The sequence below is a fragment of the Peribacillus sp. SRI_006 genome, assembly GCF_057586375.1.
Genome location: NZ_JBYCZT010000004.1, coordinates 263,851 through 280,277, shown reverse-complemented (window position 1 = coordinate 280,277; position 16,427 = coordinate 263,851). Strand labels below are relative to the sequence as shown.

The window sequence follows — 16,427 nt, the reverse complement described above, 5'->3', positions numbered from 1 at the left end:
AGCAAGTGAAGCGAACGATTAAGTCTTTCACAAAGCGGTTGTTAAAAAACTCTTTTATTCTTGAACTTTTAACTTTAAAAGAAAATGAGGTAGGAACCTTATGGACATGAATCTCATTGATAATGAAGAACCGACAGTTAAAAGGAATCCCATTGATAATCAAGAACCGACAGTTAAAAGGCAACTGAAAGCAAGACATATGACCATGATTGCCATTGGCGGTTCAATAGGAACCGGATTATTCCTGGCGAGCGGGGCAACCATCCAGAGCGCAGGGCCCGGCGGTGCCCTCGCTGCCTATGCCTGCATTGGGATCATGGTTTATTTCCTGATGACGAGCCTAGGGGAAATGGCGACATATATGCCTGTGTCGGGATCCTTTTCCACCTATGCCACACGCTTTGTTGATCCCGCATTCGGCTTTGCACTTGGCTGGAATTACTGGTTTAACTGGGCAGTCACCCTTGCCGTGGAAATAGCTGCAGCAGCCATCATCATGAAATTCTGGCTCCCTGATGTACCCAGCCTGATTTGGAGTGCCTTATTTCTTGGAATCGTCTTCACCCTCAACGCCCTATCCATTAAAAGCTATGGTGAATCTGAATATTGGTTTGCACTAATAAAAGTCATTGCCATCATTTGCTTCATCATTATTGGTTTATTGACCATATTGGGGATTTTTGGCGGAAAGGTGATCGGATTTGAAAACTTCACCATGGATGAGGCACCATTCAAGGGAGGATTTTTATCGATCATCTCAATCTTTCTAATCGCGGGATTTTCTTTTCAAGGCACAGAACTGGTTGGTATTGCTGCCGGGGAAAGTGAAGAACCCGAAAAAAATGTTCCGAATGCAATCCGCCAAGTATTTTGGCGCATCCTATTATTTTACATCGGGGCCATCCTGATACTTGGTCTCTTAATACCGTATACGAGTCCAAGCTTGTTGAACGGAAATGTCGAAAACATTTCTGTAAGCCCTTTCACGCTTGTCTTTGAACGGGCAGGGCTGGCATTCGCTGCATCCGTCATGAATGCGGTCGTGTTAACCTCCTTACTATCCGCCGGGAACTCGGGGCTATATGCATCAACGCGGATGTTATGGTCGATGGCAAAAGATCATCAAGCTCCCAAATTCCTGGCCAAAGTCAACCGCAGGGGGATCCCGATGAATGCCTTGATCATGACATCCATAATTGGGGGATTCGCCTTCTTGACCTCCATTTTCGGGGACCATGTATTTACATGGCTATTGAATGCATCCGGGCTGACTGGCTTCATCGCCTGGATCGGAATCGCCATAAGCCATTATCGCTTTAGACGAGCCTATGTTGCACAGGGTGGTGACCTAAACGAACTCAAATATAAAGCAAAATGGTTTCCATTCGGTCCGATTCTTTCATTCACCCTGTGCATACTCGTCATAGCAGGACAGAACTATGGAGCATTCCTAAGCGGCAGCATCGACTGGTATGGCGTCGCCGTCTCCTATATCGGATTACCGATATTCCTGGCAGTCTGGTTAGGATATAAGTTTTATCACAAGACCAAATTAATAGCATTAAAAGATTGTCAATTCGATAAATCAGATGTGGCTTGATACCACTGGAAAAAACCTGAGCTCCCCTTCGGGACTCAGGTTTTTTTATGAAAATTTGTATCGAAATCGAATTATATCTGCGAAAAAACGGAATATATTTGCGGAAATCGAATTATATCTGCGAAAATCGAATTATATCAACGAAAATCGAATTATATCTGCGAAAAACGGAATATATCTGCGAAAATCCAGTTATATCTGCGAAACGGCAATTATCTCATCTCAAATGATTTTTTTATAGCTGAATAATTGGGGAAGTGGTGCAATATTATTCTATGTACGATTATACTGTGGATGAAAGGAAACTGATGATGAAAGAGGCGTTTCGCGGTTCTGGAATTGGAGTCATTTTCATGGCGGTCTTCGGAACACTGTGGGCGGGTACCGGTGTAATGGGATTGCAGGGGTGGGGGTTTCCCTACGTGGAACTCGCAGCCATATTCGTGGGAATCATCATGGTTATCGTTGGCATTTCATTAATACATGCTTCACAAAAAGTGTCCAATCAAGTTTCAGGTGATGGGGCAAGACGTCTTAAGCGTATCGGATTTTTGTTTAATATGGTCTTCATTGCCGAAGGTTTGCTGATTGGGATTGCCATTGCCATCTGTAACTTGATCAACCAGACCGATCTTATACCGGGAGTCATCGCCATTATTGTAGGGATTCATTTTTTACCATTGGCGTCACTTTTCCAAATCAAGGTTTATTATGCAACAGGTGTGCTTCTCTGTTTATTGGCGCTTATTACATGGCTGATTGTGCCAGACATCGTCATGGTTGGGGAGCACCAAATCCTTGCACCGTTATCATTGCTCGGCTTTGGATGCGCGCTAATACTCTGGACCACTGGACTTACGCTATGGCTCGGAATAAAGAATTCAAGCCGAACGATAACCGATGAAGAATGAATCAATGAAAAAACCCGTCATGGTGAACGGGTTTTTTCATTTAATTTTTCATCCAGGTCAAGAGCCTGACAATTTGAAATGGTTCATTCCAAACGAGAATGAAACTTAAAAGAAAGAATGCAGCCACAGCCAAAAATTTCGACATTCCCCTTTCATTTTTATACATGGCCCCTAAGCTGCATAACAAACCAATTAGCAACGCACCGAATCCTGAAATCATAAGCAGCTCGGAGGCTTTTGAAAAAGCTAGGGAACAGGAAAATGATAGGATACCAATCACTGCAAATACGATTGACCAATTGCTTAAACGTTTCATAGAGACTCCTTTTTTACTAATTATACCAATTTGGTGTTAGTAATGAAATGAAAAAAATTGAGGTTGTCACTTATGGGAATATATTGTAATATATATAACAATATAAAATTTTAGAAGCATTGATAAGGACATGAATCATTTTTACGGTCTGCAGAGAGGGAAGGGCAGCTGCGAACTTCCTGGCTTAGGAAACTGATTTACCGCCTTTGAGCTATATCGGTGAACAAGAGTAACTGATATCGTCTAAGCTGCGTTACAGCTCCAGAGCCATGAGTATTTTTTGCTTATGGGAAATTGGGTGGAATCACGGGTAAACGCACTCGTCCCTTACATAGGGATGGGTGCGTTTTTTATTATTATAATTATTGCCATGATAAGGACATGAATCATTTTTACGGTCTGCAGAGAGGGAAGGGCAGCTGCGAACTTCCTGGCTTAGGAAATTGATTTACCGCCTTTGAGCTATATCGGTGAACAAAAGTAACTGATATCGTCTAAGCTGCGTTACAAGCTCCAGAGCCATGAGTGTTTTTTGCTTATGGGAAATTGGGTGGAACCACGGGTAAGCGCACTCGTCCCTTGCATAGGGATGTGTGCGTTTTTTTCTATATAAAAATATGGCGATGATAAGGACATGAATCATTTTTACGGCCTGCAGAGAGGGAAGGGCAGCTGCGAACTTCCTGGCTTAGGAAACTGATTTACCGCCTTTGAGCTATATCGGTGAACAAAAAGTAACTGATATCGTCTAAGCTGCGTTACAAGCTCCAGAGCCATGAGTGTTTTTTGCTTATGGGAAATTGGGTGGAACCACGGGTAAACGCACTCGTCCCTTGCATAGGGATGTGTGCGTTTTTTTATTATTAAAAAGGGGTGTTTATGTGATGGATGAAAAAATGATTAAAGTACAATTCCCGGATGGGCAGCAAAAGGAGTATCCGCAAGGGATCACAGTGGAAAGTGTGGCAGGCTCAATCAGCCCAAGTTTAAGGAAAAAGGCAGTAGCTGGAAAACTGGATAAGCAATTGGTTGATTTAAGTCACAAGCTTATTCAGGATGGTGAACTGTCGATCTTGACTCTCGATTCGGTTGAAGGATTACAAGTATTGCGACATACATCGGCGCATGTTTTGGCACAGGCTGTGAAAAGAATTTACGAAAATGTGGAATTAGGGATGGGACCAGTCGTGGAAGACGGTTTTTACTATGATTTTAAGTTAGACCACTCTTTGAGCTCAGAAGATCTGCAAGCCATTGAAAAAGAGATGGAACATATCATAAGTGAAAATCTGGAAATTAAAAGGATCGAAGTGACTTATGAAGAAGCTGTGAAGTTATTCCAGGGCAGAGGGGAGTCTTTCAAGTTGGATATAGCAAAGAATATCCCCAATGGTGAAAAATTAACGCTCTATCAACAGGGTGAATTCATCGATCTTTGCAGAGGGCCGCACCTTCCATCCACATCATTTGTAAAATCATTCAGATTGACTCGTGTATCTGGTGCCTATTGGCGGGGAGACAATCAAAATGAAGTTCTCCAAAGGGTGTATGGCGTGGCTTTTCGAAAGAATAAGGGTTTACAGGATCATTTTAAATTCCTGGAAGAAGCGGCCAAACGCGACCACCGTAAATTAGGGAAGCAGTTGGAATTATTCATGTTTTCGGAGGAAGCCCCTGGAATGCCATTTTATTTACCGAAAGGACAAATCGTTAGAAATGAATTGGAGAAGTTCTCGCGAGAGCTTCAGACTGAAGCTGATTATGACGAAGTTCGGACTCCTTTCATGATGAACCAGCGGTTATGGGAACAATCGGGCCACTGGGATCATTATCACGAGAATATGTACTTCACTGAGGTGGATCAAACAAAATTCGCGATGAAGCCAATGAACTGTCCGGGTCATATGCTTATTTTCAAAAACAGTCTTTATTCTTACAGGGATTTACCCATCCGGATGGCCGAATTCGGTCAAGTCCACCGTCATGAATATAGCGGTGCGTTGAACGGGATGCTGCGTGTCCGTACATTTTGTCAGGATGATGCCCACATCTATGTACGGCAGGATCAAATCGAAAGTGAAATTAAACAAGTGTTTCATCTGATCGATAAGGTGTATCGCACTTTCGGATTCGAGTATTCCGTTGAGCTCTCGACTCGTCCGGAGGATTCAATGGGCGAGGATTCCCTTTGGGAAGCTTCTGAAACAGCCCTGAAAAATGTTCTGGAATGCATCGGGATACAATATCAAGTAAATGAAGGGGACGGGGCATTTTATGGACCGAAAATTGATTTTCATATTAAAGATGCATTAAAACGAAGCCACCAATGTGCAACAATCCAACTTGATTTTCAAATGCCCGACAAATTTGATCTGACTTACATCGATGAAAATAATGAAAAAGTCCGTCCGGTCGTCATTCATCGTGCCATCTTTGGATCGATCGATCGTTTTTTCGGAATCCTCATAGAACATTTTGCCGGTGCTTTTCCGGTATGGCTCGCCCCGGTGCAAGTACAGATCATCCCAGTCTCACAAGTTCATCTGGATTATTGTTTACAGGTTCAAAATGCACTGAAGAATCAAGGCATAAGAGTGAAAATCGATGATCGGAATGAAAAGCTGGGGTATAAAGTCAGGGAAGCACAGCTGGGGAAAATCCCATATATGCTAGTCCTTGGAGATAAAGAAGAGAAAGAAAATGAAGTAAATGTCCGGAAATACGGGGAACAAGAATTTGAAAATATCACAATAGAAACGTTCATCAAGAAAATGGTCCAGCAAATAAAAGAACGCAGCATCTAACAAGAAAGCAGCTTAAATTGAAACTCACGAGTAAAAGCCCGAATCTCACGAGTAAAAGCGAGAAACTCACGAGTAAAAGGCCAGAATTCACGAGTAAAAGCCCGGAATTCACGGTAATTGGAATAAAAAAGACAGCCGAATAAATCGGCTGTTTCTTTTTATCTACAAATCCATACCCAGCCAACACTAGGAATGAACTGCTGGAAACCGTTACCCCCCGGGCCACCGTGCCCGCCGCCGGGGCAGGTTAATCCTAAGTAGTGTAATCAAACTATATCTAGAAATCCTCCCTTTGTGTTTGCCCTTTCAGGCTATGAAAAATGGGGGATAAGTGTCCAGCATGGACAAAGAAGGATATTAAAATAGGCGTCCTAATTTATCTATTTAATGCGAACTCACGAGTAAATACTTATGTAAATAAAACCTTTGCTGCCTGGATGGCAAAGTAAATGCCAATCCCTATAAGGGATATCCCCGAAATGATCGAGATGCCCATTAGAATGGGTTTGGATAAAAAGCGTCTGAAGGTGCTGGCGATGATGGCCATTACGAAATCCCAGATTAAGAGGCCGATAAGGATTCCTGAGCTGTATAAAAGTAAATGATCCATATCATATTTTGAAGCGGAGTTTGCGAGAATGGATCCGTAAATCCCCAGCCAAAACAAAATGGATAAAGGATTCGAAAGGGACATGATGAATCCTGTCAGGAATGAAGAGAAAAGGGAATCTTTCGCTTTTCGTGCATTCACTTCAATCTTACCTGCACTTAGCAGACTTTCGATTCCGGTATAGGTCAGGACGAAAAATCCAAAAAGCCATAAAAATGTCTTCATGAAGGAGTTGTCCAAAAAGTGGACGACACCGAAAAAGACGAGGGCTATAAAAACAAAATCCGCTAAAATGGCACCCCAGCCAAATATCCAGGCATGCCAAAAACCCTTCTTGATTCCTTTGTCCAATTGAGCAGCGTTTATGGGACCGATAGGAGCCGCCAGTGATAAACCTAATAATACAAAGCTGAAAAAAACACCCAATTCATCACCTCATCGTTTATACATCTTCGCTTATTTGAATGTATTCAAATATTTGGACTTGTACCACCTTTTTAGTCCTATTTCTTGAGTTTAGTCCGCCTTGCCTGACCTGGTATTTTTGTAACAACACAGAAAACTCCTTCATAATGTAATTTGGTCAAATGGAAAGACGCCTATTTTAGTGCATGCGCTATTCAAAGCGAAATTGGAGGAGAATTATGCCTGAATTATCAATGCCGAATAAATACAAAACAATTCTTGATACCATGCATACTGATATTGCAATAAATGAAATGAAGGATCATTTTGAAGAAGGACTTTCAAATGCGTTAAACCTTATTAAAGTATCAGCCCCTTTCGTTTTACATGAAGGTAATGGTATCAATGACAATTTAAATGGTGTGGAGCGGATTCTTACCTTTGATGCTCTGGATATTAAGGATAAACAAATAGAAGTGGTTCAATCTTTGGCAAAGTGGAAAAGAATCACTCTTTCTAGGTATGGTTTGGCTTGTGATGAAGGCATTTACACTAATATGAATGCAATAAGACGTGATGAAAAACTGGATCATTTACACTCGTTATTTGTGGATCAATGGGACTGGGAGAAAGTCATAACGAAAGAACAACGTAACGTGGATACATTAATATCCGAAGTGAAAAAAATATATAGTGCCATTAAATCGACCGAACGTTATATGTTTGAATTCCATTATCTGCTTAAGCCTGTGTTACCTGAGAACATTCACTTCATTACGACCCAGGAGTTGGAGGATTTATACCCGGATCTTACTCCGAAGGAAAGAGAGAACGTGGCAGCGAAGAAATATGGTGCAATCTTCATTATGAAAATTGGCGGAGCTTTACAATCGGGGGAAAAGCATGATGGACGTTCACCGGATTATGATGATTGGGATCTAAATGGAGATATCGTTTTATGGAACCCACTCTTGGAATGTGCTTTTGAGGTTTCTTCAATGGGCATTCGAGTAGATGAAAAGTCATTGTTAAAACAATTAAGATTATCCAAAAACGAGAATCGTAAGGTACTCGATTATCATAAGGCCGTATTGGAAGGAAAGCTTCCGTATTCAATAGGCGGGGGAATAGGGCAATCCAGATTATGCATGTTTTTGTTGAAGAAAGCACATATTGGCGAGGTTCAGGTTTCGGTATGGAATGACCAAATAATAGAGGAATGTGAAAAAAGGAATATTATTCTTTTATAAAGACGAAAGCGGGAAAACCATTTTTAAACAGAATGGTTAGACTGTAGGCAAATGGAGTTCTATCCAAATTTTTTAACATAGTTGATTGGAGCGAGTGCCCCACGTTCCAATCAACGTCCAAATTTGTACAAGCAAAAAGATAGACCATTCTTAAACAGAATGGTTTTTTTGTTTTAAAGGGAATAGGGGTAATTTTGGGAGAAGCGCAACTGAATAAATCTTTCTGCACTATAACATAATAATTTAAGACATCTAATATATGATGCAAAACAAATGGGTTTCACAAATGGTCACCTTTTATGCAATAAGTTGCTTTTATAATGGATGAGGAGTGTAAGTATGGAAGGTCATGAGAAGCAAAATAAAGATGTAAGCGTGTGGTGCTTGATTAGTATGGCATCGATTCCATTGGTTATGACACTTGGAAATTCAATGCTTATCCCGGTTTTGCCCATTTTCGAGGAAAAGGTGGGGATATCTTCATTTCAATCAAGTATGGTGATAACAAGCTATTCCGTTGCATCCATCTTTTTAATTCCCATTGCTGGTTATTTATCTGATCGATTCGGAAGGAAAATGGTCATTCTGCCAAGCTTGATCCTAGCCCTTATCGGTGGTTTGATCGCTGGTTATGCGTCATGGAAAATGGAAAATCCCTATACATGGATCATCATTGGGAGGGTATTGCAAGGGATTGGGGCGTCTGGGGCCTCACCCATCATATTGCCTTTGGTGGGGGATTTATACAAAGATGATGATGAAAAAACGAGTTCTTGTTTGGGAATCATAGAAACCTCGAATACGTTTGGGAAAGTGCTTAGTCCAATATTGGGTTCCCTGTTTGCTGCATTTATCTGGTTTTTACCATTCTTCTCGATTTCATTCTTCAGTTTAATATCTATTGTTTTGGTCTTTTTCTTTATAAAGGTACCAAAGGAGAAGGATGAGCCTAAGAAATTCAAGGATTTCTGGCATGATACGAAAAAAATATTCAAGAAGGAAGGAAAATGGTTATATACGGTTTTCCTCATTGGTGTCTTTGTCATGTTGGTTTTGTTCGGTGTTCTTTTCTTTTTGTCTGATAATCTGGAAAAAATCCATGATTTGCATGGTATCAAAAAAGGTTTAGTGATAGCGATCCCGTTATTTTTTCTTTGCGTATCTTCTTATGTTGCAGGGAAAAAAATCAAGGGGGAATTACCAGTCATGAAAAAGATCATCATGATCAGTTTAGCTGTCCTTTCAATCAGCCTTGTATTTGTCGGTTTTACTAAAAACAGGGTCGTCCTTCTATTGGTAATAACTAGCTTGGTGGGTATAGCAATTGGTGCTTTATTGCCGACACTCGACGCAATCATCACTCAAAATATAGAAAAGGAACAGCGGGGGACGATAACCTCCTTCTACATGTCATCAAGGTTCATCGGCGTTGCGGCAGGCCCTCCGGTCATGTCCCTTGTCATGAAAAATCATATCAATATGACCTATATCATTTCTGGGATCATCGGTATAGGCATCGTATTGATTGTTATGAAATTCATTAGTTCGGACAAAAAAGAAGCTGCTGCCTGATCGGCTTCAATACATCTCCAAAAAGCCGGGCTTTCCCACGGCTTTTTTTGTGAATCGGGAAATTTTTTTGGCATGTGGTTATAGGCAGAGGGTTGTCACATAAAATGTACAAGTCATGAACTAGCTCGAAGGAGTGATGCTTTTTGAGTGTACATTTACTGCTAAGTTACTTTTTCTTAGGACTTACCCTTGCAGCACCGATCGGCCCGGTGAACTCCGCTCGTATCGATAAAGGAATCAAGAACGGGTTTTGGCACGCCTGGATCGTTGGGGCAGGGTCGATGATCGCAGATGCCTTGTTCATGATTTTAGTATATGTAGGAATGGTACGATTTTTAGAAATCCCGATCGTCCAGATATTTCTTTGGCTTTTTGGCGGATTTGTGCTTATTTATTCCGGGGTGGAAAGTGTATTACGGGTTAATACGATATTATTAAATGAATACAGGAATAGAGATTCATTAATTTCCTGTTTTTTGACCGGGTTCATCATGTCCGTGACCAGTCCATTATCCATTTTATTTTGGTTGGGGATTTATGGATCTGTTTTAGCTAAAACAGCTTCAAGTTATGGGACATCCCAACTTTTCATTTATAGCGGGATGATCTTTCTTGGTCTTACCTGCTGGGATTTTTTTGTAGCGGCATTAACGAATGGATTTCGCAGGTTCTTAAATGAAAAAAGCTTAATGGCCATTTCGACCATCTCTGGATTATCATTGGTCGGCTTTGGGGTTTATTTTGCTTATCAAGGCATTTCTGCCATCCTATCATAAGCAGAATGCATTAGATTATTACATAAGGTATTTGAAAACTTCTTCCTTGCATAATTCATTGTGGCATTATCAACACTATGAATGTTGGAAGGGGGTAATGTTATGACAACAAAAGCCAATTGCAGTTCAGCGAAAGGAAAGGCTGTCCAAGATTCCAATGCTTCGGGTGAACAACAGGGCGACATGAAATGGTGGCAGCTTTCATTGGTCGGCGTAGGCTGTACGATCGGGACAGGGTATTTCCTCGGATCGACCATAGGGATTAAAACGACTGGGCCATCCATTGTATTCTCATTTGTATTGGCTGCACTGGGTACCTATATCGTTTATAATCTGCTTGCCAAGATGACGGCGGCCGATCCTCAAGAAGGTTCTTTTTGTTATTATGCCAATAAAGCATTTGGACGATGGGCGGGCTTTAGCTGTGGCTGGAATTATTGGTCCTCCAATATATTGATCATGGGAAGCCAGCTTACTGCACTTTCGCTATTATCTCAATTTTGGTTCCCGAAAGTGCCGCTTTGGCTATTTGCATCCGGTTTTGCCATTGTTTCAATCGTGGTGGTATTGCTTGGAACAAAAGGGTTCGACAGGGTGGAAAACATCCTTGCTGTAATTAAGACAGCAGCAATCGTAATGTTTATCATCATTGCAATATGTGCCGTTTGCGGCTGGTTCGGTCTTGCTGGAGCAAAACCGCCATCATTTCCGAATACGTTCAATGAATTATTCCCAAAAGGGTTAAAGGGGTTTTGGACATCCCTTATCTATGCCTTTTATGCGTTTGGCGGCATTGAGGTCATTGGATTGATGGCGATGCAGCTTAAAAAGAAAGAAGATGCACCAAAGGCAGGGACGATCATGCTCTTGGTCCTTACCATTATATATGTAGTTTCATTGGGATTAGCCGTAACCATGATTTCGTTAGGGGCATTCAGTGAAAAAGAAAGCCCATTCGTTTCGGCATTGGACAGTTACCACCTGACATTTTTCCCGCACGTTTTTAATGGTGCGATCATCATTGCCGGTTTCTCGACGATGACCGCTTCACTATTCGGTGTAACCAATTTATTGGTAACGCTATCCAATGATGGGAATGCACCCGCATTATTCATGCAAAAGATCAAGAAATTCAAAGATCTTCCGTTGCCGTCACTGGGGCTTGGAGCCTTAGGTCTTTTAGGATCGATCATCACTGCCTTGCTCCTGCCAGGAAAGATTTATGAATACATTACAACATCTGCCGGTATATTGCTTTTGTATAACTGGGCATTCATCATTCTTTCTTCATTCAAAATCTTGGAAAATAAGATGTGGAGTAAGATTACGGCGGTTTTCGGACTGCTTTTAATTTTAGCGGCCGTAAGTGGAACACTGCTTGAAAAAGAGATACGTCCAGGATTTTTCATCAGCCTTTTATTCATTGTGATCATCGGTCTTGCAGCCCTTTTCATGAAGTTCAAGGTATGGAATAAGAACAAGGCAATGGCCGCAAAAGCGAGTAAATCAGGACTTGATTAAAAAAGGAACTCGACTAATTCAAAGTCGAGTTCCTTTCAATTTGGCGCTAAATTTCAATGATTATTGGAAGGATCATTGGTTTTTTCTTAGTTTGATTAAAGAGATATTGCCCCAGTTCCTTCTTAATGGTTTGTTTAATGATGTTCCACCGGTATATTTTTTCACTTTGTAAGTCGTTGACCGTTTTCGTGACAATACGATTTACATTTTTAAGGAGGTCCTCGGAATTTTGAACATATACAAATCCACGGGAAATGGTATCGGGTCCTGAGACTATTTTTCTTTCTGTCTTGCTTAGTGTTATGACGATGACGAGCATTCCATCTTCGGAAAGCTGTTTGCGATCCCGCAGAACGATTTCTCCAACATCCCCGACGCCAACACCGTCGACAAAGGTATTGCCGGCAGCCACCTTTCTTGTTTGACGGGCAACGGAGTTTTCAATATCCACCACATCACCATTATTGATGATGAAAGTGTGGTCCTTCTCCACCCCGACAGACTCAGCTAACAATCGATGCTGGTGCAGCATCCGATACTCACCGTGAATCGGGATGAAATACTTAGGTTTCATCAGGGTAAGCATAAGCTTTAACTCTTCCTGATAAGCATGTCCGGATACATGCATGCCCGTTACAGTCCCAGAACCGTAAATGACCTTGGCACCTAGCTGGAACAGGTTGTCGATGATACGTGAAACATCCCGTTCATTTCCGGGTATTGGTGTGGAGGCAAGAATCACTGTGTCATCGGGCAATATGCTCATATCCCGATAATTCGAACTGGAAAGGCGGGAAAGGGCGGCAAATGGCTCTCCTTGACTTCCTGTACATAAAACCGCGACCCTTTCCGGAGCATAACTATCGACTTCTTGTGGTTGGATAAGCATCCCATCAGGAACCTCCAGATATCCGCGTTCAATGGCAACGGTTACGACGTTCACCATGCTTCGTCCAATCAGGGCTAGTTTCCGGTTTGTCTTCTGTGCAGCGTTCACAACTTGTTGAACACGATTGACATTTGAAGCGAATGTCGAAAGGATGACTTTCTGTTTTGCCTGCATGAAGGCCTCTTCAATATGGCTGCCAACCAGATGCTCCGAGGGACTGGAGCCGGGGCGCTCTGCGTTCGTGCTTTCCGATAGTAGAACGAGGACACCTTCACTCCCGATTTTGGCCATTTTATGAATATCGGGATACTGATCATTCATCGGAGTCAAGTCAAACTTGAAGTCCCCTGTATGAACGACCGTACCTTCCGGCGTATGCATGGTGACTCCGAGGCAATCGGGAATACTATGATTCGTTTTGAAAAAGTCCAGAACCATTTCCCCGAATTCCAGCTTTGAATCCGAATCGATCTGGATTAATTCCGTATCACCCAAAAGGTTATGTTCCTTTAACTTCAATTCAATCAAGCCAAGTGTTAAACGTGTGGCGTAAATGGGCACATTCAATTTTTTCAAGAAATAAGGGATACCGCCGATATGATCTTCATGCCCATGTGTCACAATCAAAGCGCGGATCTTCTCCTTATTCTCCTGAAGAAAGGAAATATCAGGAATGATCAAATCGACTCCTAATAAACTTTCATCAGGAAACTTTGCACCACAATCAATAATGACGATATCGTTAGAATATTGAATCACATACATGTTTTTACCGATTTCATTCACTCCGCCCAGAGCCAATATGGACAAAGCATTCTCTTTCACACTCAAGTAGATAGACCTCCCTTTATTTATGATAAGGATAGTGTTTCCTTAGGTCGCTTTTATAAAACCAACTCTTTTTTTAAATCAGGCTAATTCAAAAAGCCATAAAAATAACACCTGCCGCTTTCGGTAGGTGTGTATCTTCAATCTTCATCGGCTCAAGCAAGAATGGATGCTTTCTTCAAAAGTCTCCAATGCTTGGATCTGTGAAGCATATCCAGTTTTCAGAGTGGCCAGCAGACTTTCTATCAGAAATTCTCGCGGTTTATCTGACTGCATCAGCTCATCTTGGATGAAATCGACCAATTCAATGGCTCTTCTTCGATCTTCATCGCAAGGAATAGCTTTGTTTATCGCTTTTTTCAATTCCGTGGTGGAATGAAGCAAATCATTATGGCAAGCATCAAGCTGGTTTGTGAATTTTGGAAACCATGTATCCATTAATTCCGGATCAATGATCTGTTCCCCGCTTTCAGCCACTTCATTGACTAAATGGACAATGCGATTCATGCAATAGCGGATAATTTGTATATCCGGTGTACCGGCGGGATTAGCACGGTAACTAAAATGATTCATGTGGGTCATCATCGAATGAAAGATAATGACGCTATCTAAAAGATAGGGTTTTTTACTTTCACCGAAGATATCGATAAAACGGTTATACATCCAGCGTAAGCTCAACAATAGCGTCTTATTGATGAATTGCTTTAATTCTTCATCATTGGAAACACGGACTTCTTCGATCAGGATAAGCAATTTGCTTTGCTTGTTCACCATCAATTGCAGTTCGAGCTGCCGGATGAAAATTTCAATATCGGCGGAATCTTGACCCATCAACAGTTTTTCCCGTTCATGACGTATCTTTGTATAAAAGGAGCGGAAAATAGCTATAAATAATTCACCCTTCGAAGGGAAATAATTATAAAATGTACCTTTTGATATACCGCTGCCATCTAAAATGTCTTGAATGGACGTCGCTTGGTAGCCTTTGTCAATAAACAGCTTATGAGCCGTATCGATGACATTCTGCCTTCGATTGTTCATTATATCACCTGATTTTCATTATACTGCTTGTATAAAATTAATCGTACTCTATTTTTCATCACAGCACAAACCCTTATTTAAACCAGTAAATTTTTATTGCAAAAAATGAACTAGGGGTATATTATTGATTTTGTGAGTTTTTAATATACCGCTCGTCTAATTAAATGAACCAATAGTTTGAATGGAGGAATAGATAAAAAGTGAGTACTGCACAAATAAATGAGAAAAAAGGTTCGTATGGCATTTTGGCCATACTGATGGTCGGTGCGTTCATAGCGATACTGAATTCAACCCTTTTAAATATTGCACTGCCATCAATCCAAATAGACCTGGGAATCGAGACTTCCACAGTCCAATGGCTGACAACAGGCTACATGCTCGTGAACGGAATCATGATTCCGACAACTGCCTTTTTAATAAAAAAATATTCGGTGCGTAATCTGTTCCTGACAGCCATGCTCCTATTCTCAATCGGGACGATCGTGGCAGGTGTAGCGCATGTATTCCCGCTATTATTGAGCGCACGTATGGTTCAGGCTGCAGGTTCGGCAATCATGATGCCATTATTAATGAACGTACTTTTAACTTCTTTCCCTGTTGAAAAACGGGGCTCGGCAATGGGACTATTCGGTTTGGTCATGATGTTTGCCCCTGCAATCGGGCCGACGCTTTCAGGCTGGATCATCGAACATTATGATTGGAGAATGCTATTCCATTTCATTACTCCGCTAGCTTTACTAGTGCTTCTTTTAGGCTTCTTTAAACTTAAAGACCACAAGGAAAAAGTCGATATCTCAATTGATAAAATATCGGTCATCCTTTCAAGCTTAGGCTTCGGCGGTTTGCTTTACGGATTCAGTTCGGCAGGCAGCAAGGGGTGGGATAGCCTTGAGGTATACGGAACACTGATTGTCGGTGCCATCTCCCTGATCCTTTTCATAACACGCCAGCTTAAAATGGAAACACCAATGCTTGAGTTCAATATCTTCAAGCACCCGATGTTCGCTTTATCCGCAACGATCTCAATCGTACTGAACATGGCGATGTTCTCGGGGATGATCTTAATTCCGATGTACACACAAACAGTACGTGGCATTTCACCATTCGATTCTGGATTATTGATGCTTCCAGGTGCGTTATTAATGGCCCTCATGTCACCGGTCACCGGTAAGCTTTTCGATAAGTTCGGTGCCCGCATCCTTGCTTCAATCGGTTTGCTTATCACCGTGGTAACTACGTATTTGCTAAGTAAATTATCAATGGAAACCACGTATACAGAAATTGTAATCCTGTTTTCCGTTCGTTCCTTCGGGATGTCAATGTCCATGATGCCGATCATGACAAATGGTTTGAACGCGTTGCCAGCCCGCATGAACCCGCACGGTACAGCCATGAATAACACACTGAACCAAATTTCCGGTGCGATCGGTACGGCATTGCTCGTTACGGTCATGTCTAACCGTGCAGCTTCTACTGCCGAAGATTTAATGACGAAAGCGATGAGCAAATTAACGAGCCAGCCCACCGCTGAGATGATGGGCCAAATGAAAGCCCAAATCGGGATGCAGGCAATGCTGGATGGAATTAACTTCTCCTTCTTTGTATCTACCTTCATTGCCGGTGTGGCGCTGATTCTGGCATTATTCATTAAGCGTGCTTGGCCGGCTGAAGAAAAACCAGCTGTGAAAAAAGATCAAACCGCTTAAATGAAACAATAAAAGGCCCTATGCCACCTGAATCGTTCAGGCAGCATGGGGCTTTTTCTATTCTGCCTTTCACGTTAGGCCCATAACGGAATGTAATTCAGGCTGCTGGGGAATGAAGCCAAAGGATGAATAAATGGATGAAGGCAGGAATAGAAGGTGTGAAGGCAGAAATGAACAGATGCAGGATGAATAAATGGG

Annotated in this window: 12 protein-coding genes and 3 other annotated features; of the genes, 8 read left to right on the top strand and 4 right to left on the bottom strand. The window is 41.7% G+C overall.

What is annotated here, in order from left to right; genetic code table 11:
• Positions 1–106: 106 nt before the first annotated feature.
• Positions 107–1,600 (top strand): amino acid permease, encoded by a 1,494-nt coding sequence (locus AC2YHV_RS07415; protein ID WP_487372987.1) that lies wholly within the window; start codon positions 107–109, stop codon positions 1,598–1,600.
• A 275-nt stretch (positions 1,601–1,875) separates the two neighbouring features.
• On the top strand, positions 1,876–2,511 hold the full coding sequence (locus tag AC2YHV_RS07410) for a DUF7010 family protein (protein WP_487372922.1): 636 nt from the start codon (positions 1,876–1,878) through the stop codon (positions 2,509–2,511).
• Between the two features lie 40 nt (positions 2,512–2,551).
• Here the strand turns inward: AC2YHV_RS07410 and AC2YHV_RS07405 are convergent, their stop codons facing one another.
• The gene (locus AC2YHV_RS07405; RefSeq protein WP_106026137.1) at positions 2,552–2,827 is read right to left on the bottom strand and encodes a hypothetical protein; all 276 of its coding nucleotides are present in this window, start codon (positions 2,825–2,827) and stop codon (positions 2,552–2,554) included.
• Between the two features lie 110 nt (positions 2,828–2,937).
• Positions 2,938–3,158, top strand: a binding site (T-box leader).
• 30 nt (positions 3,159–3,188) lie between these two features.
• Positions 3,189–3,410, top strand: a binding site (T-box leader).
• A 31-nt stretch (positions 3,411–3,441) separates the two neighbouring features.
• Positions 3,442–3,664 (top strand) — a binding site (T-box leader).
• Positions 3,665–3,723: 59 nt separating this feature from the next.
• Between AC2YHV_RS07405 and thrS the strand changes: the two genes are divergently transcribed.
• A complete protein-coding gene (gene thrS / locus AC2YHV_RS07400) occupies positions 3,724–5,631 on the top strand; it encodes a threonine--tRNA ligase (RefSeq protein ID WP_487372986.1) in 1,908 nt (635 codons plus the stop codon).
• A 409-nt stretch (positions 5,632–6,040) separates the two neighbouring features.
• On the opposite strand, the gene AC2YHV_RS07395 is transcribed toward thrS, so the two are convergent.
• On the bottom strand, positions 6,041–6,667 hold the full coding sequence (locus tag AC2YHV_RS07395; RefSeq protein ID WP_487372921.1) for a LysE family transporter: 627 nt from the start codon (positions 6,665–6,667) through the stop codon (positions 6,041–6,043).
• A gap of 233 nt (positions 6,668–6,900) precedes the next feature.
• On the opposite strand from AC2YHV_RS07395, the gene asnA reads away from it, so the two are divergent.
• The 4 genes from asnA to AC2YHV_RS07375 all read left to right on the top strand — a co-directional run bounded on the left by asnA (position 6,901) and on the right by AC2YHV_RS07375 (position 11,765).
• Positions 6,901–7,896: an aspartate--ammonia ligase gene (gene asnA, locus AC2YHV_RS07390; RefSeq protein ID WP_487372985.1), complete on the top strand. Its 996-nt coding sequence runs from the start codon at positions 6,901–6,903 to the stop codon at positions 7,894–7,896.
• Between the two features lie 339 nt (positions 7,897–8,235).
• Positions 8,236–9,468 (top strand): MFS transporter, encoded by a 1,233-nt coding sequence (locus AC2YHV_RS07385; RefSeq protein WP_487372920.1) that lies wholly within the window; start codon positions 8,236–8,238, stop codon positions 9,466–9,468.
• 143 nt (positions 9,469–9,611) lie between these two features.
• Positions 9,612–10,244, top strand: coding sequence for a LysE family transporter (locus AC2YHV_RS07380; RefSeq protein WP_487372919.1), 633 nt, complete (start codon positions 9,612–9,614; stop codon positions 10,242–10,244).
• A 102-nt stretch (positions 10,245–10,346) separates the two neighbouring features.
• Positions 10,347–11,765, top strand: coding sequence for an amino acid permease (locus AC2YHV_RS07375; protein ID WP_098865505.1), 1,419 nt, complete (start codon positions 10,347–10,349; stop codon positions 11,763–11,765).
• 46 nt (positions 11,766–11,811) lie between these two features.
• On the opposite strand, the gene AC2YHV_RS07370 is transcribed toward AC2YHV_RS07375, so the two are convergent.
• Together AC2YHV_RS07370 and AC2YHV_RS07365 are read right to left on the bottom strand one after the other, a co-directional pair.
• Positions 11,812–13,485: a ribonuclease J gene (locus AC2YHV_RS07370; RefSeq protein WP_106026133.1), complete on the bottom strand. Its 1,674-nt coding sequence runs from the start codon at positions 13,483–13,485 to the stop codon at positions 11,812–11,814.
• Between the two features lie 144 nt (positions 13,486–13,629).
• Complete coding sequence (locus tag AC2YHV_RS07365; protein WP_487372918.1) at positions 13,630–14,523, bottom strand: TetR/AcrR family transcriptional regulator; 894 nt, start codon at positions 14,521–14,523, stop codon at positions 13,630–13,632.
• A gap of 257 nt (positions 14,524–14,780) precedes the next feature.
• Between AC2YHV_RS07365 and AC2YHV_RS07360 the strand changes: the two genes are divergently transcribed.
• Positions 14,781–16,229, top strand: coding sequence for a DHA2 family efflux MFS transporter permease subunit (locus AC2YHV_RS07360; protein ID WP_487372984.1), 1,449 nt, complete (start codon positions 14,781–14,783; stop codon positions 16,227–16,229).
• The last annotated feature ends 198 nt before the right edge of the window (positions 16,230–16,427 follow it).

Excerpts from the sequence above, each read along its gene's own strand:
- AC2YHV_RS07375 (WP_098865505.1), top strand. The coding sequence starts at position 10,347 with ATGACAACAAAAGCCAATTGCAGTTCAGCGAAAGGAAAGGCTGTCCAA.
- asnA (WP_487372985.1), top strand. The coding sequence starts at position 6,901 with ATGCCGAATAAATACAAAACAATTCTTGATACCATGCATACTGATATT.
- AC2YHV_RS07405 (WP_106026137.1), bottom strand. The coding sequence starts at position 2,827 with ATGAAACGTTTAAGCAATTGGTCAATCGTATTTGCAGTGATTGGTATC.
- AC2YHV_RS07415 (WP_487372987.1), top strand. The coding sequence starts at position 107 with ATGAATCTCATTGATAATGAAGAACCGACAGTTAAAAGGAATCCCATT.
- thrS (WP_487372986.1), top strand. The coding sequence starts at position 3,724 with ATGATTAAAGTACAATTCCCGGATGGGCAGCAAAAGGAGTATCCGCAA.
- AC2YHV_RS07360 (WP_487372984.1), top strand. The coding sequence starts at position 14,781 with ATGGTCGGTGCGTTCATAGCGATACTGAATTCAACCCTTTTAAATATT.
- AC2YHV_RS07385 (WP_487372920.1), top strand. The coding sequence starts at position 8,236 with ATGGAAGGTCATGAGAAGCAAAATAAAGATGTAAGCGTGTGGTGCTTG.
- AC2YHV_RS07410 (WP_487372922.1), top strand. The coding sequence starts at position 1,876 with ATGTACGATTATACTGTGGATGAAAGGAAACTGATGATGAAAGAGGCG.
- AC2YHV_RS07365 (WP_487372918.1), bottom strand. The coding sequence starts at position 14,523 with ATGAACAATCGAAGGCAGAATGTCATCGATACGGCTCATAAGCTGTTT.